23 protein-coding genes are annotated in these 21,911 nt (G+C 66.2%); 15 read left to right on the forward strand and 8 right to left on the reverse strand.

What is annotated here, in order from left to right:
- Together GJ672_RS06840 and GJ672_RS06845 are read right to left on the reverse strand one after the other, a co-directional pair.
- Window positions 1-609 carry a YceI family protein gene (locus tag GJ672_RS06840; protein ID WP_229381844.1) on the reverse strand — a complete coding sequence of 203 codons (609 nt, stop codon included), beginning with the start codon at window positions 607-609 and terminating at the stop codon, window positions 1-3.
- A complete protein-coding gene (locus GJ672_RS06845; RefSeq protein WP_154296488.1) occupies window positions 606-1,289 on the reverse strand; it encodes a CDP-alcohol phosphatidyltransferase family protein in 684 nt (227 codons plus the stop codon). The genes GJ672_RS06840 and GJ672_RS06845 overlap by 4 nt, the downstream gene beginning before the upstream one ends.
- 123 nt (window positions 1,290-1,412) lie before the next feature.
- Here GJ672_RS06845 and GJ672_RS06850 point away from each other — a divergent pair, with 123 nt between their 5' ends.
- Genes GJ672_RS06850 through GJ672_RS06870 form a run of 5 tightly spaced genes read left to right on the forward strand, consistent with a single transcriptional unit; the run spans window position 1,413 to window position 5,517 of the window.
- Window positions 1,413-2,390 carry a zinc-binding alcohol dehydrogenase gene (locus GJ672_RS06850; protein ID WP_154296489.1) on the forward strand — a complete coding sequence of 326 codons (978 nt, stop codon included), beginning with the start codon at window positions 1,413-1,415 and terminating at the stop codon, window positions 2,388-2,390.
- A gap of 2 nt (window positions 2,391-2,392) precedes the next feature.
- Complete coding sequence (locus tag GJ672_RS06855; RefSeq protein ID WP_154296490.1) at window positions 2,393-2,797, forward strand: 6-carboxytetrahydropterin synthase; 405 nt, start codon at window positions 2,393-2,395, stop codon at window positions 2,795-2,797.
- A complete protein-coding gene (locus tag GJ672_RS06860) occupies window positions 2,794-3,855 on the forward strand; it encodes a glycosyltransferase family 4 protein (protein WP_154296491.1) in 1,062 nt (353 codons plus the stop codon). Before GJ672_RS06855 ends, GJ672_RS06860 begins: the two co-directional genes overlap by 4 nt.
- Window positions 3,848-4,660 carry a bifunctional 2-polyprenyl-6-hydroxyphenol methylase/3-demethylubiquinol 3-O-methyltransferase UbiG gene (locus GJ672_RS06865; protein WP_154296492.1) on the forward strand — a complete coding sequence of 271 codons (813 nt, stop codon included), beginning with the start codon at window positions 3,848-3,850 and terminating at the stop codon, window positions 4,658-4,660. The genes GJ672_RS06860 and GJ672_RS06865 overlap by 8 nt, the downstream gene beginning before the upstream one ends.
- Window positions 4,648-5,517: a lysylphosphatidylglycerol synthase transmembrane domain-containing protein gene (locus GJ672_RS06870; RefSeq protein ID WP_154296493.1), complete on the forward strand. Its 870-nt coding sequence runs from the start codon at window positions 4,648-4,650 to the stop codon at window positions 5,515-5,517. Before GJ672_RS06865 ends, GJ672_RS06870 begins: the two co-directional genes overlap by 13 nt.
- Here the strand turns inward: GJ672_RS06870 and GJ672_RS06875 are convergent.
- Window positions 5,495-6,298 carry a dihydrofolate reductase family protein gene (locus tag GJ672_RS06875; protein ID WP_154296494.1) on the reverse strand — a complete coding sequence of 268 codons (804 nt, stop codon included), beginning with the start codon at window positions 6,296-6,298 and terminating at the stop codon, window positions 5,495-5,497. The two genes, GJ672_RS06870 and GJ672_RS06875, sit on opposite strands and share 23 nt — an antisense overlap.
- An 82-nt stretch (window positions 6,299-6,380) precedes the next feature.
- Here GJ672_RS06875 and ribA point away from each other — a divergent pair, with 82 nt between their 5' ends.
- Window positions 6,381-7,496, forward strand: a complete 1,116-nt coding sequence (gene ribA / locus GJ672_RS06880; RefSeq protein ID WP_154296495.1) for a GTP cyclohydrolase II RibA — start codon at window positions 6,381-6,383, stop codon at window positions 7,494-7,496.
- Here the strand turns inward: ribA and GJ672_RS06885 are convergent.
- The 3 genes from GJ672_RS06885 to GJ672_RS06895 are packed head-to-tail and all read right to left on the reverse strand — an operon-like array spanning window position 7,487 to window position 9,385.
- Window positions 7,487-8,287, reverse strand: a complete 801-nt coding sequence (locus GJ672_RS06885; protein ID WP_229381845.1) for a creatininase family protein — start codon at window positions 8,285-8,287, stop codon at window positions 7,487-7,489. The two genes, ribA and GJ672_RS06885, sit on opposite strands and share 10 nt — an antisense overlap.
- The gene (locus GJ672_RS06890; protein ID WP_154296496.1) at window positions 8,284-8,964 is read right to left on the reverse strand and encodes a uracil-DNA glycosylase family protein; all 681 of its coding nucleotides are present in this window, start codon (window positions 8,962-8,964) and stop codon (window positions 8,284-8,286) included. Before GJ672_RS06890 ends, GJ672_RS06885 begins: the two co-directional genes overlap by 4 nt.
- Before the next feature lies 1 nt (window position 8,965).
- Window positions 8,966-9,385: a hypothetical protein gene (locus GJ672_RS06895; RefSeq protein WP_154296497.1), complete on the reverse strand. Its 420-nt coding sequence runs from the start codon at window positions 9,383-9,385 to the stop codon at window positions 8,966-8,968.
- A gap of 129 nt (window positions 9,386-9,514) precedes the next feature.
- Between GJ672_RS06895 and GJ672_RS06900 the strand changes: the two genes are divergently transcribed.
- From GJ672_RS06900 to GJ672_RS06920, 5 genes are read left to right on the forward strand one after another with little or no spacing between them, the layout of a single operon-like run.
- Window positions 9,515-9,961 (forward strand): ProQ/FINO family protein, encoded by a 447-nt coding sequence (locus GJ672_RS06900; protein ID WP_154296498.1) that lies wholly within the window; start codon window positions 9,515-9,517, stop codon window positions 9,959-9,961.
- Between the two features lie 38 nt (window positions 9,962-9,999).
- Window positions 10,000-10,152 (forward strand): hypothetical protein, encoded by a 153-nt coding sequence (locus GJ672_RS06905; RefSeq protein WP_154296499.1) that lies wholly within the window; start codon window positions 10,000-10,002, stop codon window positions 10,150-10,152.
- A 22-nt stretch (window positions 10,153-10,174) separates the two neighbouring features.
- A complete protein-coding gene (locus GJ672_RS06910) occupies window positions 10,175-11,131 on the forward strand; it encodes an ABC transporter substrate-binding protein (protein WP_154296500.1) in 957 nt (318 codons plus the stop codon).
- Window positions 11,128-12,921 (forward strand): SLC13 family permease, encoded by a 1,794-nt coding sequence (locus GJ672_RS06915; RefSeq protein WP_154296501.1) that lies wholly within the window; start codon window positions 11,128-11,130, stop codon window positions 12,919-12,921. The genes GJ672_RS06910 and GJ672_RS06915 overlap by 4 nt, the downstream gene beginning before the upstream one ends.
- Before the next feature lie 47 nt (window positions 12,922-12,968).
- Window positions 12,969-14,402: a M20/M25/M40 family metallo-hydrolase gene (locus GJ672_RS06920; RefSeq protein WP_195759475.1), complete on the forward strand. Its 1,434-nt coding sequence runs from the start codon at window positions 12,969-12,971 to the stop codon at window positions 14,400-14,402.
- A 9-nt stretch (window positions 14,403-14,411) separates the two neighbouring features.
- Here GJ672_RS06920 and GJ672_RS06925 read toward each other — a convergent pair whose 3' ends face one another.
- A complete protein-coding gene (locus GJ672_RS06925) occupies window positions 14,412-15,179 on the reverse strand; it encodes an SDR family NAD(P)-dependent oxidoreductase (RefSeq protein WP_154296502.1) in 768 nt (255 codons plus the stop codon).
- Between the two features lie 35 nt (window positions 15,180-15,214).
- On the opposite strand from GJ672_RS06925, the gene GJ672_RS06930 reads away from it, so the two are divergent.
- From GJ672_RS06930 to pdeM, 4 genes are read left to right on the forward strand one after another with little or no spacing between them, the layout of a single operon-like run.
- Window positions 15,215-16,228, forward strand: a complete 1,014-nt coding sequence (locus GJ672_RS06930) for a ligase-associated DNA damage response exonuclease (protein WP_154296503.1) — start codon at window positions 15,215-15,217, stop codon at window positions 16,226-16,228.
- Window positions 16,225-17,814, forward strand: coding sequence for an ATP-dependent DNA ligase (locus GJ672_RS06935; RefSeq protein ID WP_154296504.1), 1,590 nt, complete (start codon window positions 16,225-16,227; stop codon window positions 17,812-17,814). The genes GJ672_RS06930 and GJ672_RS06935 overlap by 4 nt, the downstream gene beginning before the upstream one ends.
- Window positions 17,811-20,273 carry a ligase-associated DNA damage response DEXH box helicase gene (locus GJ672_RS06940; protein WP_154296505.1) on the forward strand — a complete coding sequence of 821 codons (2,463 nt, stop codon included), beginning with the start codon at window positions 17,811-17,813 and terminating at the stop codon, window positions 20,271-20,273. The genes GJ672_RS06935 and GJ672_RS06940 overlap by 4 nt, the downstream gene beginning before the upstream one ends.
- The gene (pdeM, locus tag GJ672_RS06945; protein WP_154296506.1) at window positions 20,270-20,944 is read left to right on the forward strand and encodes a ligase-associated DNA damage response endonuclease PdeM; all 675 of its coding nucleotides are present in this window, start codon (window positions 20,270-20,272) and stop codon (window positions 20,942-20,944) included. The genes GJ672_RS06940 and pdeM overlap by 4 nt, the downstream gene beginning before the upstream one ends.
- 109 nt (window positions 20,945-21,053) lie before the next feature.
- On the opposite strand, the gene GJ672_RS06950 is transcribed toward pdeM, so the two are convergent.
- Window positions 21,054-21,893, reverse strand: a complete 840-nt coding sequence (locus GJ672_RS06950; protein ID WP_154296507.1) for an ion transporter — start codon at window positions 21,891-21,893, stop codon at window positions 21,054-21,056.
- Window positions 21,894-21,911 lie beyond the last annotated feature (18 nt).

The following is a 21,911-nucleotide window of genomic DNA, read 5'->3' on the forward strand; positions in this document are numbered from 1 at the left end:
TCAGCCTTCGTCCAACAGGGCCTCGAACTCGATGATGAGCTCGACCTCGTCCCCCACCAGCTCGTCCTCAAGGGCGTAATCCATGCCGAAATCACTGCGCATCAAGCTGCCGCTCATGGAGGCACCCAGCGTCTGGGCCCCGCCGATGGGATGAGGGCCAATGCGGTTGATGGTGGCGTCCAGACGAAGGGGCTGAGTCACGCCCAGAATGGTGATTTCACCGTGCACCACGCCCTGGTCACTGCCGGTGGCCTCGTAGTCGGTGACCTCGAACCGAATCTCCGGGTGATTGCGAACATCCAGAAAATCACCATCGCGAACATGGCCATCCCGACGATCATGACCGGTAAAGACACTGCCCGCGGTGATGACCGCGGCTCCACTATGGAGCTCGTTGGCCTCCGCGTCGTAGACGAAACCGCCGCTCACGTCGGTGAACAGACCGACCAGGTTGGCGAACCGGGCGTGGCCGATCTGAAAGGCCACACTGACGTGTTCTTCATCAACCACATACCGCTGGGGTTCGGCCAGCACCGGGCTGGCTTTGAGGCCGGCCACCGCGAAAGTGGCGATGACCGCCCCGAGGATGAATCGACGCATGACTGTCATGGGTTTGCTCCTGTCTTTGATAGGGGTCGCGCCAGGGCGAGCAGGTCAACAATGAACGAATAACTCACCAGTGCAACCAGGGCAGCGGCCAGCGGCTGGGTCGCGGAATGGGGCAGGCCCGGCAGCAGGCAGATCACCAGGCCCACGCCCTGCAGCCCGCAGATCACGCGTCGCCGCTGGGAAAACGCCAGCGGCCGTTGCAGAGGTGGATGGAACCGACCCGCCATGATGAACAGATACCGCCAGGCACCGATCAAGAGCACCCAGGGGCCGGCGCGATCCAGCGAGGCCACCCAGGCCGCCAGTACCAGCAGCGCGAATCCATCCAGTTCCATGTCGAAACGGGCACCGGCTCGGGTTTCGCAACCCAGGCGGCGGGCCACCAGACCGTCCGCGCCGTCCATGAGCACCGCCACCGCGGCCAGCGAGAAGATCACCGTGGGCTGGGCCAGGAAGAGGGAGGTGTCCGCCAGCAAGCCCACCAGTATGGCAATGGGGACCGAGCGCGCCAGGGTGACCCGGTCCGCGGCGGTGAGTCGGGTGCCCCGGCCGCGCTGCTGCCATAGCGCCAGACCCAGCCCGATCTGCGTTACCAGTGCGAGCCCGGGCACCGCCGCGGACAGGGAAAAAAACCCGGTGAGGCCGCCCGCCAGCGCGGCAGTGGCAACGAATGCCGCCAACCAATCCCTGATCCAGCCAGTGGTTCCCGCGTAGGGCGACTCCGGAACCAATGCTAACCTCCATGCCTCTGAGCACCAGATCACTGTGAACACGACCATGACATGGGAGTTCCCCGGCGGCCAATGAGCACCTCCACCAGCTACGCCTTCTGGATAACCGGTCCCGAACAGGGAGAGATCCGGGAAACGACGCTCCCCCCGCTGGAATCCGGGACGCTGCAGGTCCGCGCCCTCTACAGCGGGATCAGTCGCGGCACCGAGTCACTGGTCTGGCGCGGCCAGGTGCCAGGCAGCCAGCACCTGGCCATGCGGGCACCGTTTCAGGAAGGCGAATTCCCCGCACCGGTGAAGTACGGCTACTGCAATGTGGGCGTGGTGGAAGACGGCCCCGCTGACTGGATCGGGCAGCGGGTGTTCTGCCTTTACCCGCATCAGACGCGTTACCGGGTACCCATTGAGGCGGTGCATCCGCTGCCGGAGGGTCTTGACCCCGCCAACGCGGTCCTGGCGGCCAACACGGAAACGGCCATCAACGCCACCTGGGATGCCGGCCCCATGGTCGGGGAGCGTATCGCGGTCATCGGCGCCGGCGTGGTCGGTGCCCTGACCGCGGCCCTGTGTACCCGGATCCCCGGTGTGGAGGTACAGCTGGTGGACGTCAATCTGGAGCGCGGCGCGCTGGCGGAAGCGCTTGGAGTGCCCTTTGCCACGCCGGAAAGCGCACGGGGCGAACTCGACCGGATCATCCACGCCAGTGGCCATGGCGAAGGCCTGCGACTGGCACTTTCACTGGCCGCCATGGAAGCCACCGTGGTCGAGCTCAGCTGGTTCGGTAGCCGGGAACCCACGGTCCCCCTTGGCGAGGACTTTCACGCCCGCCGTCTGACGCTGCGCTCCAGCCAGGTGGGTAGCCTCAATCCGCTCATGCGGCCGCGCTGGGACCACCGCCGTCGTCTGAATCTTGCCCTGCAACTGCTCACCCGCCATCCCGAATGGGCGGCGCTGGTGGACGCCGAGTCCGACTTCCCGTCGCTGCCCGCCACCATGCCGTCCATTGCTGGCGGGTCCGGTCTTTGCCATCGCATTCGCTATCAGGAGTGACCATGTACAGCATTAATGTTCGCGACCATTTCATGATTGCCCACAGCTTTCGCGGCGACACCTTCGGCCCGGCTCAGGCGCTGCACGGAGCCACCTACGTCACCGATGCCACTTTTTTCCGGGACAGTCTGGACGCCGACGGGGTCGTCATCGACATCGCAGCGGCCACCGAGACCCTTCGCGCCGTTCTGGCCCGCTACAACCTGACCAATCTGGATGAACTCACGGAATTCGAAGGGGTGAACACCACCACCGAATACCTGGCGCGACACATCGCCGATGCCCTGGCGGTGGCCATCGACAATGGCGACCTGGGTGAGAGCGCACAAACCCTGGATCGGCTGAAAGTCACCCTGCACGAGTCACATGTGGCATCGGCGGCCTATGAGCGGTCGCTCAAGGGGTGAGCCCGATCCATTTTCTGGTTCCCGGCTCACTGGGCCGTCCCACCGGCGGTACCCAGTACGACCGGCGGATCATCGAGGGACTCAGGCAACGGGGCGAGACGGTTCAGGCTCATGAGCTCGCCGGCGACTACCCCGGGCCCGATTTCGCAGCGGAACAGGCCGCCACCGACTGCCTGTCGGCGCTGCCCGATGATGCCTGTGTGGTGGTGGACGGCCTCGCTCTGGGGGGGCTGCCCGACGTGTTCGGCGATCATGCCCGACGCCTCCGGCTGGTCGCCATGGTTCATCATCCACTGACGGATGAAACCGGTCTCGACCTGCCCCGGGCCGCGGAGTTGCGGGATCTCGAGCAACGGGCCCTGGCGGTTGTTGGCGGGGTCATTGCCAGCAGCGCCTTCACCGCCGATCGTCTGGAAAACCTGGGCCTCTACCCAGGCGACATCCATGTCGTGACCCCCGGTTGCACCCCGAGCCGACTGGCCAGTGGGTCCCCCGACCCGGATACCCCGCCATCGCTGCTGTGCGTGGGATCGCTCATCCCCCGCAAGGGACAGGATGTCCTGATCAGTGCCCTGGGGCGGCTTGCGGATCTCCCGTGGCAGTGCACGCTGGCCGGCTCCACCGGCGCCGACGCCGACTGGAACCGACATCTGCAGCAGCTGATCGCCGATGTCGCACTCGCCCATCGCATCCACTCACCGGGCGCGCTGTCGCCGTCGGCGCTGGAAGATGCCTATCAGCAGGCGGATCTGTTTATCCTGCCCTCCCGATACGAGGGATATGGCATGGTCATCACCGAGGCCGTGGCCCGCGGCCTGCCCGTGGTCACCACCGACGGCGGTGCCCTGCCGTCCACCCTGCCACCGGGGGCGGGCCTCACGGTTCCGGTGGGTGACTCGGCAGCGCTGGCTGCGGCCATTCGCCGGGTGCTGACCGAAGACGAGCTTCGAGCAGCGCTGGAAGCCGGTGCCCGACGGGCCCGCCGGTCACTGCAGGATTGGGACGAAGTGGCGCTGGGGTTCCAGCGGGCCTTGAGGAATATCACCCACCATGATTGAACACTTTGCCGCCGACTGGCTGGGGCTGCGAGAAGCCGCGGATCATGCCAGCCGGGATCCGAATCTCACCGCCCGCCTCGCCGAGTGGTGGGAGGCCGAAGGCGGCTCCCGGGTGGTGGACCTGGGGGCCGGCGCCGGCAGCAACTGCCGTTATTTGGCGCCACGGCTCGGCGGGACTCAAACCTGGCAACTGGTGGACCACGACCCGGAACTGCTGGCGGTGGCTCGCAGACGCACGGCCACCCTCGGCACCGAACAAGGCATCCCGATCTCCACTCGCCGGGCAGACCTGAACACCGAGCTGGCGGACTGCACCGCCGGGGCCCACCTGGTCACCGCCTCGGCACTGCTGGATCTGGTCAGCGCCCGCTGGCTCGAGACGCTGGCCGGGCAGTGTCAGCGCCAGGGCTGCGCGGTGCTGATCACCATCAGCTACAACGGTCAGTTCTCTCTCGATCCCCCGCTGGCGGATGATCACTGGATTCGTGAGCAGGTCAATGCCCACCAGCGCGGCGAGAAAACCGTCGGTCGTGCCCTCGGGCCCGATGCACTGGACTGTGCAGCGCCGCTGTTCGAACAGTTGGGCTTTCAGATCTGGCGCGCTCCCAGCGACTGGCAGCTTTCACCGCGGGACGAGCCACTGCAGGCCGCCCTCATAGAGGGTTGGGCGGAAGCCGCCCGGCAGCAGGCGCCGGATGAGGCGGACCGCGTCGATGCCTGGCTGCAACGGCGGCGACAGGGAGGACCGGCGGAACGACTGCGGGTCGGGCATGAAGATTTTCTGGCCCTGCCGTGTCCCGACTGATCCGGGTTCTGGTTTCCGCCGTGCTGCTCGCCCTGGTGGCGAGGCAATTCGGCAGCGATGTACTGGCACAACTGGCCCAGGCGAATCCTGCCTGGTTGGCGCTGGCCATGGGGCTGGGTCTGTTGCAGGTGGTGGGCTCGGCCTGGCGCTGGCGCTACACGGCAGGCCGGCTCAGCGTACCCCTGCAGATGAGCCGCGCCGTCGGTGAATACTTTCTGGCCACCCTCATCAACCAGACCGTACCCGGCGGCGTCATCGGCGATGCTCAGCGTGCCTGGCGTCATGGCCGCGGGCTGCCAAGGCAGGGCCCGGCCTTCCAGGCCGTTGTGATCGAGCGGCTCTCCGGCCAGATCGCCCTGGGGGGGCTGGCACTCACGGCCTGGTTTGTCAGCTCCGAGGCTCCCGCTGCCCAGCGTCTGCTGGTTGGTGCTGGCGTGGCCGCCGGACTGCTGCTGATGGTCCGCGGCATTCGCTGGACCCTGAACCACGCCCAGGGTTGGAGGCAGGAGTGGTCGGCGGCGGTGGAGCGGGGCCTCCTCGCCCGGAGCGTACTCCCCGTCCAGCTGGGCGCCTCCTTTCTGGTGGCGATGAGCTATATCGCCGTCTATATCTGCTGCCTGCTGGCGCTGGGTGCCGCCGGCTCCCTGCTGACCTGGGGGGCCCTGGTGCCGCTGGTGCTGTTTGCCATGCTGATCCCGTTCAGCGTGGCCGGGTGGGGACTGCGGGAAGGCGCGGCCGCTCTGCTGTGGCCCCTCGCCGGCCTGCCGGCCCATGAGGGCGTCGCCGCGGCGGTGCTCTACGGGGTGATCGCGCTGCTCAGCGGCGTGCCGGGGCTCATGGTGCTGGCGAAACGCTGAAATCCAGCCGGAACAGTCGGTCCTCGCCAAGATCGAACTGCTGAACCACCGGTCGCCAGGCCTCATCCATGTGGTCGATGGCGGGCAACTGGATGCCCGTGGGGCCCGAGCCGATCAGAACCGGTGCCACGGTCACGTAGAGCACATCCACCAGGCGATGCGCGATCCAGGCGGACACCGTCCGCGCCCCTCCTTCCACCAGAATACGCTGTACGCCGGTTGCGGCCAGGGCATCCCGAACCGTTGACGGGCTAGCCGGATCGGCCACGAACTGCCGGTCTGCCGGGAGCGTTTGACGGCGGCCCGCACTGACCAGCCAGGTCGGCGCGGCCCGGTCGGTGAAGATGGACCGGTCCGCTGGCAAGCCGTCACGGTCCAGGAGAACCGCGCGGGCCGGGTTACGCCCTGCCACGGCCCTGACCGTCAGCTGCGGGTCGTCTTTAGCGACGGTGCCGGCGCCCACCACCACGACATCCACCAGGGCGCGCAGCCGATGCAGATGGGTTCGGTCAGCCGGACCCGTGACGTAATGGGAGTGACCCGTGGGTGTGGCAATACGGCCATCCAGGCTCTGGCCCAGCTGGGCCACCACCAGCGGCCGTTGCTCCCGCGGCTCCAGCAACGGGCGGTAGCGTTGCCGCAGAACCTGAGCCGCCTCCCGGTGCCCGAGACCCGACAGGTCTGGTGGAGTTGCGGTGTCGTCGTCCGGGCTTTTGCCGTGGTGACCTCCGCACTGGCGCAGCAGGTCGATCCAGACTGATTGCAGTGTCTCCGCCCCCATGGGAACGCCTCTGTCGCTTCATCACGGAATTGTTACAGGTTAGTCTGGTCTATTCATGCACGCTTATGCGAAGGGAGTCACTATGCAGCGCATCCGGCGCGCACTGATTGACCTGAGGCGCGGAGAACCGGTGAGAGTCACCGGCGCCGACAACGATCACCGCCTCATCATCGCCATGGAAAACCTGGACCGGGCCCGGCTGGCCGCCATGACGGCATTCACTGATGATATGCCCCGCCTGGTGATGACCCACCACCGGGCCCAGGCCATGGGGTTGGCCTGGCAAAGTGCGGCTGCACTGTCCATCCCGCTTCGAAAGAACGGCGCGCCACCGAACCTGGAAGCGGTGGTTGGTGTGATGAAGGACCCGGGCAAAGGCAAGCCCCCCGAACCCGGCACCCCGGCCGAGACCGCCGCCATCGACATGGCCCGCCACGCAGGCCTGCTGCCGGCGCTGCTGGTTGTGGATCCCCTGCCCGATGCCGGGGATCTGGAAGCGCGGGTGGCTAACGATGAAATCCTCTCGGTCAGCGTCCGCGAGATCGAGGCATTCACCACCGGGCGAGGCAATGCACCGGAGCGAATCAGCGAGGCTCAGGTTCCACTGGAGGGCGCGGAGACATCAAGGTTCATCCTCTATCGCGAGCCCGACGGATTGCTCGAGCACATCGCGGTGTTGATCGGCGAGCCGGAGGACTGGCCCAGCCCGCCGGGACTTCGTCTCCACTCCGCCTGCCTGACCGGCGACCTGTTTGGCTCCCTGCGCTGCGACTGTGGCGAACAGCTGCGCCAGGCGGCGTCCACGCTGGCCGCCGAAGGCGGTGGGGTGCTGCTCTATCTGGCCCAGGAAGGCCGGGGCATCGGCCTGGCCAACAAGCTGCGGGCCTATGGGCTGCAGGACACCGGCATGGACACGGTGGACGCAGACCAGCTGCTCGGATTCGGGGAAGACGAGCGCCGCTACGAGATCGCCGCGGCCATGCTGAAAGACCTGGGTGTCGCCAGCGTCCGCCTCATGACCAATAATCCCGCCAAGGTCTCGGCGCTGGAGGCGTCGGGCATCGAGATTGCAGGTCGGGAAGCGATCCATGGACAACTCAATAGTCACAACGCCCGCTATCTCACCGCCAAGGCAGAACGCTCCGGGCACTGGTTGCAGGAATTGCTGACCGAAAGTCGGCCGGAAGATCAGGCCTGATCAAAGGTTGATAACGGGAACTTCGCGGTTTCTGCAATGATGCCGGCGAGGGTATCCGCGTAGTGAAGAAGCAGTTTTTCACCGGCCTCCGGGTTCGCCAGTCGTGCGTCACCGGTAATCCCCCCCGGATGCAGATCCTCGGCCAGCCAGGCAAACCGGGCGGCTCGGGTTTCCGCGCCGAGCCACCGAAAATCCGCCAGCGCCTCGAACTCAATGGACGGCCGGTGAGAGAGCTGATGACGGTTGACCCGATCCGGGGCCAGATGAAGCATCAGGGCGGTTTCCAGCGCACCGCCATGCAACCCCTCCTGCCACTCGCGCTCCGGAAACATTGCGGGAATGGCCGGAAAATCAAAATGGCAGGTTTTCACCACCAGCATGCCCTCACGGGCCCGCAGATCCAGCGCCGCGGTGTCCATGGCCGCCAGATTGCCACCATGGCTGGTGTACATCACCAGCCGGCGGGCACCGGCACGACTCACCGACTGACCGATTTCCCTTAGCACGGCCTCAAAGGTGGCCGACGAAAGACTGAGCGTGCCGGCATGGTTGACATGCTCGGTGCTCTCGCCAATGGCCACCGTGGGCAGGCGCAGGCAGGTAACCTCGGCGGGCAGCCGGTTCAGGGCGGCTTCGACGACTCCGTCGGCGATGATCTGGTCCGTGGCCAGAGGCAGGTGATCCCCGTGCTGCTCCACCGCCGCCAACGGCAGGAGCGCCACCGCGTTCTCATCCAGACAATGGCGGAGCCCGTCGCGGGTATGACCGGCCCAGCCCCTCTGTTCCATCATTCGGCCTCCAGCGTATCGAGACGGCTTTCCAGGAGCGACGGAAAGCGTTTGAACCAGGTGGCGTTCAGGGGTGAGGGATGGGGCAGCGGATGAATCCACAGGCGGCGCTTCAGTTCCGGCTCCGGACCAGCGTAATCAATGGCCAGGGATGTCTCGAAGCGGGCGGGCGAGTGCCAGTGATGGCTCAGGGACTGACGCACCGAGGCGGACTGCTCGAGTCCGAACCAGAAAAACGCCTCCCGCCCCAGGGTCAGCACCTGCGACCCGCTCCAGCAGCGCAGCAGAACCGTGCTGACCAGCGGCCAGAAACGGCGTTTAATGGCCATCGGCCAGGCTTTGTTACCCGCGGGCTTGTAGGGGACGGTGTTGGCCCAGAAGTAGCCCTCCCCCGCCGCGAGGGCCTGCTCGGTGGTCGCCAGCTCTCCACTGAAACGACGCCGGTGCAGGACCCGACGAATCTGTTTGCCACCCGCGCCGATAAAGGGCACCCCGTGTCGGACTTCGTCCCGACCCGGGTCGCGTCCGAAAAATGCAACCGGGGACTCCCGGCGACCCAGGCCGAGTACAGGGGACTGTGGATCGCGGTCCGCCTGGAGGTAGGCCTCGTGATCCACCCCCGGCAAATCCGCGGCGGCCTGCCGGAAGCGTTCCTCAAGCGGCTCCGGCAATTCGGCCATGTCAGTGCAGGGTTGCCTGGCGCTCGCGGGTTTCCTTGAGAACCCCCACCACGTCTTCTTCCCAGCTTTTGGCCAGGGCCGACTGGGCCACCAGCGCCGAGAGCTCATCGGCGCTGACCGGCGAACCGCCTTCGTCGCCGACCGACAGTCGCGAACGGTGCTCGTCTCTGAGTTCATAGGCCCGTTCGCCGGTGTCGCCGTCACCGACTCGCAGGGTAATCTCGTCGGCATCAATCACCGCCCGCCAGTTGACCTGTGCGGTCCAGCCGCGAGCGTTTGAATACAGGGACACCCCCGCCAGTTCCTGGCCGCTGCTGCGCTGTCGATCCATTACATGGACACTGCTGGTGAGGTGCTCGAAGGGGGACTCCTCGAGAATCTGCATCAGCTGTTCCTTGGGAATCATGGCATCCGCGTTCATGGGTTGTCGCCTCGTGACCGCTGGTTCATCCGTTCATCATACAACCCTCGCGCGGGTCTGTTGACCCTGCCGGTGTTGGGTTATGCTCCTCGCTGAATCTGTCCAGCAAAGAGTGACCGGCAATCGGGCATGGCCAATTCGCCAAACCAGAAACGCAAGCGCGCCGAGCGGGCCCGAGACCTGCTCCGGGAATTGCAGAAACGTTTTCCCGACTGTTTTGGACGGCAGCGCAAAAACATCCGGCCAATCGCCATCGGAATTGACCGGGCGCTGCGGGAAACGTTCGACAACGACCCGGACATGGCGAAAACGCCGAATTGGCTGATTCGTCAGTGTCTTGCCGTTCACACCCGGTCGCCCGCCTATCTGGACGCCGTGATCGCCGGCGGTGATCGGGTGGATCTGAGCGGCAATCCGGTGGAACCGGTCACCGCAGAAGCCATCGAATTGGCCAGAACGCGCCGCGAGGAACAGCGCGCCCGGGCGGCCGAACAGCGTCAGAAGAAACGCGCCGATGAAGAAGCCGCCCGACGCCAGGCCCGATTGGAGCAACTGGCCAAGCATTTCAACGATTGAGAATGCCAACGGTGAAAACTCCCCTGAAACTGTCGGAAATGAGTCGTGAAGCCCTGGACGAACTGCGTCAGCGGGTGGACAGTGAACTCGAAGCCCGCGCATTCGAAGAGCAATTGCGCCGCGAGCTGCAATCGCACATGAATCGCCGGGAATGGATGGACCGCCACCACGCCGCTCAACGCCGCCGCTGATTCACGGCTGCGGCCTGAACCCATGGACAAGGACGCCACCCCGCAACGCATCGTCTCCTTACTGCCGGGTGCCACCGACATCGTCGCCGCGCTGGGACTCGAGGATCACCTGGTGGGCCTGTCCGCCGAATGTGACGCGCCGGCTTCGGTCATGGACCGGCCCCGGGTCAGCCTGACGGCCCTCGACACCCATGGCTGTGAACCCGGCGCCATCGATTCCATGGTGCGGGACCGACTGGCGCGGGGCGAGCCGATTTTCCAGGCGGACGCCGAAGCCCTCGCTGGCCTCCGGCCCGACCTGATCCTATCCCAGTCACTCTGCGACGTCTGCGCCGCCACGCCCTCGACGCTGACTCGGGCGGCGATTGGCGGGGCAACCGTGCTGTCCCTCGACGGCCGAGATCTGGACGGGTTGATCGGCGACGTGCGAACGGTAGCGGACGCCGCCGGTATGCCGCAGCGTGGCGAACAGCTGGCGGCCCGGCTCGAACAGCAACGGCGGGCGGCGCGGCGCCATCCGCGCCACCGTCCACGGGTGCTGGCGGTGGAATGGCCGGATCCGCTTTTTATTGGCGGCCACTGGATACCCCACATGATCGAGGAAGCCGGTGGTGAGACCCTCGGAGCGCCGGGCGATCACTCCGTGGTGATCCCCTGGAGCCGGGTTTGTGACTATGCTCCGGAAGTGATTCTCATGCTGCCCTGTGGCATGGGCCTCGAGGAGGGCGGCAACACTCTGCCGGCACTGACCCGGCAACCCGGCTGGGCGGAGCTTCCCGCCGTTAAAACCGGAGAGGTCTATCTGCTGGACGGCAACCGGCATTTCAGCCGCCCGGGGCCCGGGCCTTTTGAGGGTCTGCAAATACTCGCCGAAATCCTCCACGGCTCGGCGCCGGCTCAGCAGCCCGGCCGGTGGCGGCGGGCACGTCAAAGCGAACTGCAGGCATCCAGCCGGAGGGCCATCGGGCCGTGGGAATGACCTGGGAAGGGTGGCTGACCCTCGCCGTCGTGGCGCTGGTCATCGGGGCCATGGGCTCCGGTCGCGCCTCCCCGGCTGGCGCCCTTTTCCTGGGGCTGGTGGTGCTGATGAGCACGGCTTCGATCACCGGCACTGAGGGTCTGTTGACACCCGCCCAGGCTGCCAGTGGCTTCGGCAATACCGGGTTGATGACCGTTGGCCTGCTGTTCGTGGTGGCCGCCGGGCTGACCCGAACGGGTGCCGTGGCGTCGCTGGTGGAACCGCTGCTTGGCCGGTCCCGGGGCCTGCGGTCTGCCCAGTGGCGACTGCTCTCGCCGGTGGCGGCTCTCAGCGCGTTCATGAACAACACGCCCATCGTCGCGCTTTTCCTGCCCGTGGTGAACGATCTGGCGCGACGACTCGGCCTGCCGGCGTCCCGGCTGTATTTGCCACTGAGCTACGCCGCCATTCTCGGCGGGACCTGCACGCTCATTGGCACCAGTACCAATCTGATTGTTAACGACCTGCTCCGCCAGACCAGTGAGACGCCGGCGCTGGCGCTGTTCGATCTGGCCTGGGTGGGCATCCCCGCCGTGGTGGTGGGGCTCGCCTACATTCTCCTGATGACCCCCTGGCTGCTGCCGGACCGCCGTGAGGCGCTGGCTGAGCGCCGGGACCCACGGCGCTATACCGTCGAGGTGGAAGTGGCGGCCGGCGGGCCCATGGTGGGCCGAAGCATTGCCCAGGCGGGCCTCCGCCATCTGCCGGATCTGTTCCTTGCGGAAATCGAGCGCGACGGCCACAGCATCCCGGCGGTGTCCCCGGACGAAGTCCTGCAGGGGGGTGACCGGCTGGTGTTCGTTGGCGTCCTCGAGTCCGTGGTGGACCTTCATAAAATGCGGGGTCTGAAACCGGCCGCCGGCGCCGCGGAGCGACTGAAAACTCCGATTAACGAGCGCTGCCTCGTGGAGGCCGTGGTCTCCGATGCCTGCCCCCTGGCGGGCCAAAGCATTCGGGCGGGCCGTTTTCGCGAGCGCTATCAGGCGGCGGTCATCGCCGTTTCCCGGGGCGGCCGCCAACTCTCCGGCAAACTGGGTGATGTGGTGCTGCGCCCCGGCGATACCCTGCTGCTGGAGACCCATCCGAGTTTCGTCGAGCGTCAGCGCGACGCCCGCGATTTTCATCTGGTGAGTGGCGTGAACGACTCAGCGCCCCGGCAGCATCACAAGGCCCGGCTGTCACTGCTCATTCTCGCTGGCATGGTTGGGCTGGCCGCCAGTCCCTGGATCAGCATGCTCAACGCGGCGCTGGTCGCCGCGGTCCTGCTCACGCTCACCCGCTGCGTGGATCTGGGTGAGGCGGTGCGGAGCGTCAACTGGAATGTCCTATTGGTGATCGGCGCCGCCATCGGCCTTGGGCAGGCGATGGACAATAGCGGCGCTGCCGCAGTGCTCGGCCACCAGATCATTCACCTGGCGTCAGACCACCCGCTAATCGCTCTGGCCGGGATTTACCTGCTGACCTCCATCACCACCGAAGCGATTACCAATAACGCCGCCGCGGTGCTCATCTTTCCGGTGGCAGTGGCGGGCGCAGAGGCGCTGGGTGTTTCCCCGACCCCCTTCGTTGTGGCGATCATGGTGGCGGCCTCCGCGGCTTTCACCACCCCCATCGGATACCAGACCAACCTCATGGTGCTGGGGCCCGGCGGCTACCGATTCATGGACTATGTCCGTTTCGGGCTCCCGCTGAATCTTCTGGTCATGGTCACTGCTCTGCTGATCATCCCCCGGGTCTGGCCTCTGCACTGATCAGCCGTCAGACTGATCAGCCAAACGGGCTTTTCAACGGAGACGGCATGGCATCCTCGATCGACTCCCGACGCGCCAGCGATTATGTGGACAGGGCGTGGGAGGAGGACATCCTTCCAGCGCTGGAGTCTTTCATCCGCATCCCGGCCAAGTCGCCGGCCTTCGATCCGGACTGGGCGAACACCGGTCATCTGGATGAGGCGGTGGCGCTGGCCGAGGCCTGGTGCCGGCGCATCGCCCCGGCGGGGAGTCAAATTGAAGTCATCCGGCTGCCAGGACGGACACCGCTGCTGTGGGTGGATGTGCCCGGCACCGGCGCCGGCGAGGCGCTCCTCTATGGCCATCTGGACAAGCAGCCGGAAGCCAGTGGCTGGGACGACGACAAGGGCCCGTGGACGCCGGTCCGCGAAGGCGACCGCCTGTACGGACGGGGCGCGGCGGACGATGGTTATGCCCTGTTCGCGTCCCTGCAGGCGGTCCGGATGCTCCATGATATCGGTGCGCCGGCTCCCCGTTGCATGCTACTCATCGAATGCGCCGAGGAAAGCGGTAGCCCGGATCTGCCCGCCTACCTGGCGCATCTGGGCCCGCGCCTGGGCTCGCCGGGGCTGGTGGTCTGCCTGGACTCCGGCTGTGCCGATTATGACCGGTTATGGGTGACCACCTCCCTGCGGGGCATGGCGGCGGGTGATCTCACGGTCCGCGTGCTCGATCAGGGGGTTCACTCCGGAGACGCCAGCGGCGTGGTGCCGTCGAGCTTTCGCATTGCCAGGACCCTGCTGGATCGGCTGGAAGATCCCGCCACCGGCGAGATCCGGCCCGCCGACCTGGCCGCGGAAATCCCCACGGAACGGCGCCAACAGGCCGCCAAGGCCGCCGGAGTCATCAGTGATCAGCTGGCGGGCAAATTTCCCTGGGCCGGCGGCACCACCGCCATCAGTGCCGACCCCGCCGAGCTGATCCTCAACCGAACCTGGCGGGCCTGGCTGGAAATTATCGGCGTTGATGGCATCGCGCCGCTCAGTGAAGCAGGCAATGTGCTGCGACCTGCCACCACCCTGCGCCTTTCGCTGCGACTGCCTCCGACGGTACCGGGCTCGACAGCCACCCGGGTCATGGCCGAGACACTGACCGCCGACCCGCCTCACGGAGCCGAGGTGAGCTTCCAGTCCGGCGGTGGTGCCGACGGCTGGAACGCACCGGCCTTTGAAGGCTGGCTGGGGGACAGCCTGGAAGCGGCGGCGATGAATTGGTTTGATCAGCCGCCGGTCTTCATGGGCGAAGGCGGCAGCATTCCGTTGATGAACCTGCTGGGTGAGCAGTTCCCGGCGGCACGGTTTCTGGTCACCGGCGTGCTCGGGCCCGGCTCCAATGCCCACGGCCCCAATGAGTTTCTGCATCTGCCCATGGCCCGTCGGTTGACCGGTGTGGTGGCCGAAGCACTGACCGCCCAGGCGGGCGCCGCGGAGGGTTCCAACTGATCCCTGGCACTACCAGGGAATGGGCTGACCATCCCAGGCAAAAAAACCGCCGGAGTCCTCGAGTCGGGCCCGATCAATCCGCGTCAGCAGCTTTTCGGCCACGAAAGCCGGCGTGAACAGTTTGTTCTCCGGCACTCGAGCCTGAAAAGGCCGGGAGAGACCCGAGTCGGTGGTGCCCGGATGCAGGGCGAGACAGATCACTCGCCGGGCCCGGCGTCCACACTCAATGGCCAGCCCGCGGGTAAACATGTTCTGGGCCGCCTTGCTGGAGCGGTAGGCATACCATCCCCCCAGACGGTTGTCGCCAATGCTGCCCACACGCGCCGACAGGGTGGCGAAGACCGCCCGCTCCCGGTGATTCAGCAGCCCCAGGCAGTGCCGGGCGATCAGCATCGGCGCCATGGTGTTGATGCGAAAATTGGCTTCCAGTCCTTCGGGACTGATGTCCTCCAGACGCTTTTCCGGCCAGATCCCGGCGCGCTCGTCGTGGAGGAAACCGAAGGCATTGATCAGCAGATGCAGGGGTTTGGCCTCGGCGGCCAGGTCCTCGCCCATGCGCTGAATGGAGGTGGCCTCGGTGATATCGACCTCCAGGGTTCGCAAGCGGTCGCCGTACCGCTCAGCGAGCGACATCAGTCGCGCTGAAGCCGGCTGACTGCTGGCCGCCCAGACCCCCTGGATCGGGGTGTGCGCCAGCAGATGCTCCACCAGCGCGGATCCAATGGCGCCGCTGGCGCCAATCACCAGAGCCCGTGATTGTTCGCTAAGGGTTTCCATGCCGTGTCTCCATGCGGCCAAGTTACAATGACAGGATGAGCCAACCGCTTATCCAACCCACCGAACGCGGCCTGTATTGCGCCGCCGGCGACTTCCATATTGATCCATGGCGACCGGTTGAGCGCGCGCTGATCACCCACGCACATGCGGATCATGCCCGGCCCGGTCACGGCCATTACTGGACCGCCCGCGATGGCCTGGCGCTTCTGCGACGCCGCCTCGGTTCGCGGATTCATGCCACCGGCGTCGACCATCGGCAGACGCTGAGGTTCGGGCCCGCCCGGGTCAGTTTCCATCCGGCCGGCCATATCCTCGGCTCTTCCCAGATTCGTGTCGAGGTGGATGGCGAAGTCTGGGTCGCCTCCGGCGATTACAAACGCGACCCGGACCCAACCTGCGCGCCGTTTGAACCGGTACCCTGTGACACATTCATCACCGAAGCCACCTTCGCGCTGCCGGTTTATCGCTGGCCGGAGCCGGATCAGGTGGCGGCGGAAATCTTCGACTGGTGGACACAGAACGCCGCCGCCGGCAACACCGCGGTGCTGTTCTGCTACGCCCTCGGCAAAGCGCAGCGAGTGCTCGCCCAGCTGCCGGCGGACCGGCCGGGGCCCATTTACCTCCACGGCGCGGTGTCCCCCCTCACCGAAGACTACCGGGAGGCGGGCATTCCCCTGCCCCCCACCCGCATGGTGAGTAAGGCGCCGCCGGATGAGCAATATCAGACCAGCCTGGTGATTGCTCCCCCGAGTGCCGCCGGGTCCACCTGGATGCGACGCTTCAGCAATCCGAGCCTGGGTTTTGCCTCGGGATGGATGCGGATCCGGGGCAATCGCCGCCGGCGAGGTTATGACCGCGGCTTCGTCATCTCGGATCACGTCGACTGGCCCGGCCTCCTCAAAACCTTCACCGACACCGGCGCGACGCAGATCCTCACCACCCACGGCCGCGCCGATGAGCTGGTTCGCTACCTGCAGGAGCAGGGCAAAACCGCCCGGCCGCTGGCGACCCTTTACGGTGAAGACGAAGACGACGGGGGCCCGGTATGAAACCCTTCGCCGCCCTGTTTCAGCGCCTCGACCAGGCCCGTGGCACCAACGCCAAGGTGGCGGCCCTGGTGGCCTACTTCAGCCAGGTCGATCCGGCGGATGGGGCCTGGGCGGTGTATTTTCTGAGCGGGCGGCGGATCAAGCGACTGATCGGCCCGGTGACCCTTCGTCAGTGGCTGGCCGAGGCCAGCGGTCTGCCTGACTGGCTGCTGGAGGAGACCCACCAGCATGTCGGCGATCTGGCGGAGACCATTGCTCTGGTATTACCTGCGACGGCCACCGAGGGCGGCGACAGCGATCGGAGTCTCGCCCACTGGGTGGAAAACGACGTGCTGAGCCTGCGGGACATGGACGACGACGCCCGCCGTCAGCGGGTGCTGGCCGCCTGGGCGGAGCTGGATGAACCCGGACGCTTCCTCTACAGCAAACTCCTGACCGGCGCGCTCCGGGTGGGTGTCTCCCAGACCCTGGTGGAGCGCGCTCTCGCCGAGGCCACCGGCCATCCACGACCGCTGATCGCCCACCGCCTGATGGGGGCCTGGGCGCCGGACGCGGACTTTTTTACCGGCCTGTTTGCCGAGCAGACGGCGAGCGAAGACGCCTCCCGTCCCTACCCCTTCTTTCTGGCCCACCCCCTGGAGGGTGACCCCGAGGCAACCCTGGGGTCCGTCGAAGACTGGCAGATTGAATGGAAGTGGGATGGCATCCGGGCCCAGTTGATTCATCGGGATGGCGGGACGTATCTGTGGTCCCGGGGCGAGACCCTGATCAGCGAGACGTTTCCCGATCTCATGGACGCCGCCGATCAGCTGCCCCCCAACACCGTCATTGACGGAGAAATTCTCGCCTGGAAGGACACCGTCCTGCCGTTTTCGGAACTGCAACGACGCCTGGGTCGAAAACGCGTGACCCGGCGGTTCATGCAGGAGGTGCCCGTGCGGCTTCTGGCCTATGACCTGCTGGAAGCCGACGGACAGGACTGGCGGCAGGCGCCGCTCGATCAGCGACGGGCCAGACTGGAGGATCTGCTGTCCGGCGTGACGCCGCCGCTGGCGCTGTCGCCCCGGGTGGAGGCGGCGTCCTGGCAGGCGCTGGCCACACAAAGGGATGAGGCACGCTCCCGGGGTGTCGAGGGGGTCATGATCAAGGGGCGGGAGACGCCTTATGGCGTCGGCCGCCGGCGGGGCGCCTGGTGGAAGTGGAAAGTCAGCCCGCTGACGGTGGACGCCATCCTGATTTATGCCCACCCCGGCCATGGGCGGCGAGCCAATCTTTACACCGACTACAGCTTCGCGGTCCCGGATGGTGATCAACTGGTCCCCATCGCCAAAGCCTACTCGGGACTGACGGACCCGGAGATCCGACGGCTCGACCGCTGGATACGCCGCCATACCCGTGAGCGCTTCGGCCCGGTGCGCTCGGTGGAGCCCCGGCAGGTGTTCGAACTGGCTTTCGAGGGCATCGCCCCATCCAGCCGTCACAAGTCCGGTATTGCCCTGCGCTTTCCGCGGATCGCCCGCTGGCGGGAAGACCTCGGACCCGACGACGCCGACACCCTTGAGCAGGTTCGGGCGTTGCTGCCATGACCGCCATCGACGAGACCCCTCTCAACGCGTGGTTTGCGGCCAAAGGCTGGCAACCCGCGTCCTTTCAGAAAGCCGCCTGGCAGGCTCACGCCCGGGGTGAGAGCGGTCTGATCCACTCAGCCACCGGATCCGGTAAATCCCTGGCGGCCTGGGGTGGGCCGCTCGCGGAAGGCCTCGGCGAGGTCAACGGCTCGGAAAAATCCCGACGCCCGGGCGTTCGGGTCCTATGGATCACGCCGCTGCGGGCCCTGGCCGGTGACACCCAGCGCAATCTCCGCGATGCCGCCGAGGGTGTGGGTCTACCCTGGCGGGTGGAAACGCGGACCGGCGACACCGCTAGCAGCGCCCGTCAGCGGCAGCGCAAAAATCCGCCGGAGGCACTGATTACCACCCCGGAAAGCCTCTCGCTGCTGCTCTCCTACACGGACGCGGATCGCTACTTTCGACAGCTGACCACCGTGATCGTCGATGAGTGGCATGAGTTGCTGGGCAGCAAGCGTGGCGTTCAGCTTGAACTCTGTCTGGCCCGGCTGCGACGACTGCAGCCCCGGCTTCGCACCTGGGGCCTGTCCGCCACCCTGGGGAACCTGGATGAAGCCATGGCCACCCTGCTGGGCCCGGGCGCTGACGAAGGGCGACTGATCGAGGGGGCGGCACCCCGGCCCCTTCGCATCGAGGCCCTGTTGCCCGAGGCCAGCGGGCGGTTCCCCTGGGCCGGCCATCTGGGCACGCACCTGATTGACGGCGTGATCGATCATTTGAGCCAACCAGGCAGCTGCCTGTTGTTCACCAACACCCGCTCCCAGGCGGAGATCTGGTTCGAGTCGCTCCTGCGAGCCCGGAGTGACTGGCTGGAGGGGCTGGGTCTGCACCACGGCTCCATCGACCGGGAGCTGCGTCGACGCATCGAAGCCGGCCTCGCCGCGGGAGACTTTCGCTGTGTGGTGGCCACCTCAAGCCTGGATCTGGGAGTGGACTTCTCGCCGGTGGATCGGGTCATTCAGGTGGGCAGCCCCAAGGGAGTGGCCCGGCTTGCCCAGCGTGCCGGACGCTGCGGACACCAGCCGGACGGAATCAGCGGTGTTCTCTGCGTCCCCAGCCACGCGCTTGAGCTAGTGGAAATCGCAGCGGCCCGCCGGGCCTGGGCGGATGGCGACGTGGAGGCCCGACGGCCACTGCGCCTGTGCCTGGATGTGCTCGCCCAGCATCTGGTCACGCTGGCCACGGGGGGCGGGTTCGAAGCGCCATCGACCCTGGAGGAGATCCGCACCACTCACGCGTTTGCGGATCTCTCCAAGGAGGCCTGGGACTGGACACTGACCTTCATCACCCGCGGCGGACCGGTTCTCGAGGCCTATCCGGACTTCCATCGGGTCGCCCGCGATCACCAGGGCCTGTTCCGTATCGCTGACCGACGCCAGGCCGCCCGGCACCGCATGAGCATAGGCACCATCACCAGTGATGCGGCCATGCAGGTCCGCTATCAGGGGGGCGGGTACCTGGGCACCATCGAGGAGAGTTTCATTGTCCGACTCCGGCCCGGGGACGTTTTTCTCTTCGCCGGCCGCAGCCTCGAGTTGCTGAGGGTGCGGGATCTCACGGCTTATGTCCGACGCGCCGGGCGGCGCCGGCAGGCGGTGCCTCGCTGGCAGGGCGGCCGCCTGCCGTTGTCCGGTATGCTGGCGGACCGGGTGCTGGAGCTGCTCGCCGAGGCGGCTGACGGGCAATACCGGGAGCCGGAGATGCAGGCGCTCCGACCGCTGCTGGAGATCCAGCGGCAATGGTCGGCGCTGCCGGCACCGGGGCGCCTTCTGGTGGAAAGAACCCGATCCCGGGAGGGCGAGCATCTGTTCATTTATCCCTTCGCCGGCCGGTTGGCCCATGAGGGCCTGGCCACATTGCTGGCCTGGCGGCTGGCACAACGGACACCGGCCACCTTTAGCATTGCCGCCAACGACTATGGCTTCGAACTGCTGGGCGCCGAAATGCCCGCGCTCCAGGAAACCGACCTGCGACCTCTGCTGAGCCAGGAAGGGCTGGTGGATGATCTGTTGAGCAGCATGAACGCCAGCGAACTGGCTCGGCGGCAATTCCGGGACATCGCCCGAATCGCGGGGCTGATTTTTCAAGGCTATCCCGGACAGGGGAAAAGTGCCCGGCAGCTCCAGGCGTCCAGCGGGCTCATCTTCGACACCATTGCCCGCTATGACCCGGATCACCGGCTGGTGGATCAGGCACGACGGGAGGTCCTTGAGGAAGCACTGGAGATTCATCGGCTAAGGCAGACACTAAGCCACATCGAGCAGGCCGACATTCACCTGGCAGAGACTGAGCGGTTCACACCGCTGGCTTTTCCGCTTTGGGCAGAGCGACTGCGAAACCGGCTCAGTAGCCAGAGCTGGGAAGACCGGGTGGCCCGCATGATCGGCCAGCTGGAAAAGGCAGCGGACCGACCATGAGTTCATTGTCCGTAACACTGGGCAGGGAGAGCCTGGAACTCCTGCCGGAGGGAGCAATCTGGTGGCCATCCCGGTCCGCCCTGATGGTCGCGGATCTGCACCTGGGAAAGGCCGGGGTTTTCCGCCGGGCCGGCCTCGCGATTCCCGAGGGGGACACCCGGGCAACCCTGGAACGGCTGACCGCGCTGATCCGCCAGCATCGGCCGAGTCGAGTCTATCTGCTGGGGGATATCGTGCATGCCAGTCCCGCCCGGGACCCGGCGTTGCGCCAGGCGATCAGCGATTGGCGGGCGGGGCATGCCGCCGTGACCATGGTGGCGGTCCTCGGCAACCACGATCGACAGATCACCGCCCTCAGACGCTGTTTTGACTGGCAGCCGGAGCCCTTCGAAGCCGGCGGGTTATGGCTTCACCACCACCCTCCAGGTGCGGCGTCACCCCAAGGCCCCTGGCTGGCAGGTCACTGGCATCCCGTGGTCAAGCTCAGGGCGGGCGGGGACCAGCTGCGGCTACCCGCGTTCGTCATGCCGTCCGATCAGGGACTGATTCTGCCGGCTTTTGGCGGCCTGACCGGTGGGCATCCCGTGGCCCCCCGGCCGGGACAGCGGCGCTATCCCTGCAGCGGGCAACGGGTGTTTCTGCTGGATGAATCCAGCGGGGCCGCGAGATGAAGACAAAAAAAAGCCGACGTAGAGCCGGCCAAGAGGAGGAGAGAGATAAATCTCTATGTTGCGTTGCATGATAGCAGACTGAGTCTTTAACGCAATACCGCTAATCCGCTCATCTGTTGTTCCTGTCGCGCACAGATACGGCGCGCTCCAGACTGGCCAGTCGCTCGTCGTTTCGCCGTAGCAACTCCACAATCTCTTCCCGTTCCCGATGCGCCTTAGCTTCAGACTCGGCCCGGCGGGCCTCTTCGTCTTCCCAGTGGGCCGATTGCATCGTATTGACAATCAGACCGATGAAAAGGTTCAAAATCGTCAGAGCCGTCACCAGGATGAACGCCACGAAATAAATCCAGGCCAGTGGATAGGTGTCCATGACCGGCCGGGCAATGCCCATGGACCAGCTCTCCAGCGTCATAACCTGGAACAGCGTGTAGAGCGTCCGCCCCAGCGTCCCGAACCACTCCGGGAAACGCTCGCCGAAGAGCTCCGTGCCCATGACGCCGAAAATATAGAACACCATCCCCAGCAGAAAGATGATCCAGCCGATGCTCGGAATGGCCACGATCAGGGCATCAATCAGCACCCGCAGGCGTTTCACCGTGGAGAGCAGCCGCAACACCCGCAGAATGCGCAGCGCCCTCAGGATGCTGAAGGGACCGGTGGCGGGAACCAGCGAAATTGCCACGATCGTGAAATCGAAGACATTCCAGCCGCTTCGGAAAAACCGTGGCCCCTGGGCGAACAGCCGGATGGCGATTTCGCAGGCGAACAGACCCACGATGATGTTTTCCGCGAGCAGCACCGGCTGACCGGCCACCGCCATGACCGGGTCATAGGTTGCCAGCCCCAACAGTGCCGCATTGAGCACGATCAGGCCGATAACGGTATTCCGGGGGCCAGGAGACTCGATCCACTCCCCCGCCCGGGTCCGCCACGCGGCGATGGTGCGCATCACCGGGTCGCGCCCAGG

The organism is Spiribacter sp. 2438, from assembly GCF_009676705.1.
Classification (GTDB): domain Bacteria; phylum Pseudomonadota; class Gammaproteobacteria; order Nitrococcales; family Nitrococcaceae; genus Spiribacter.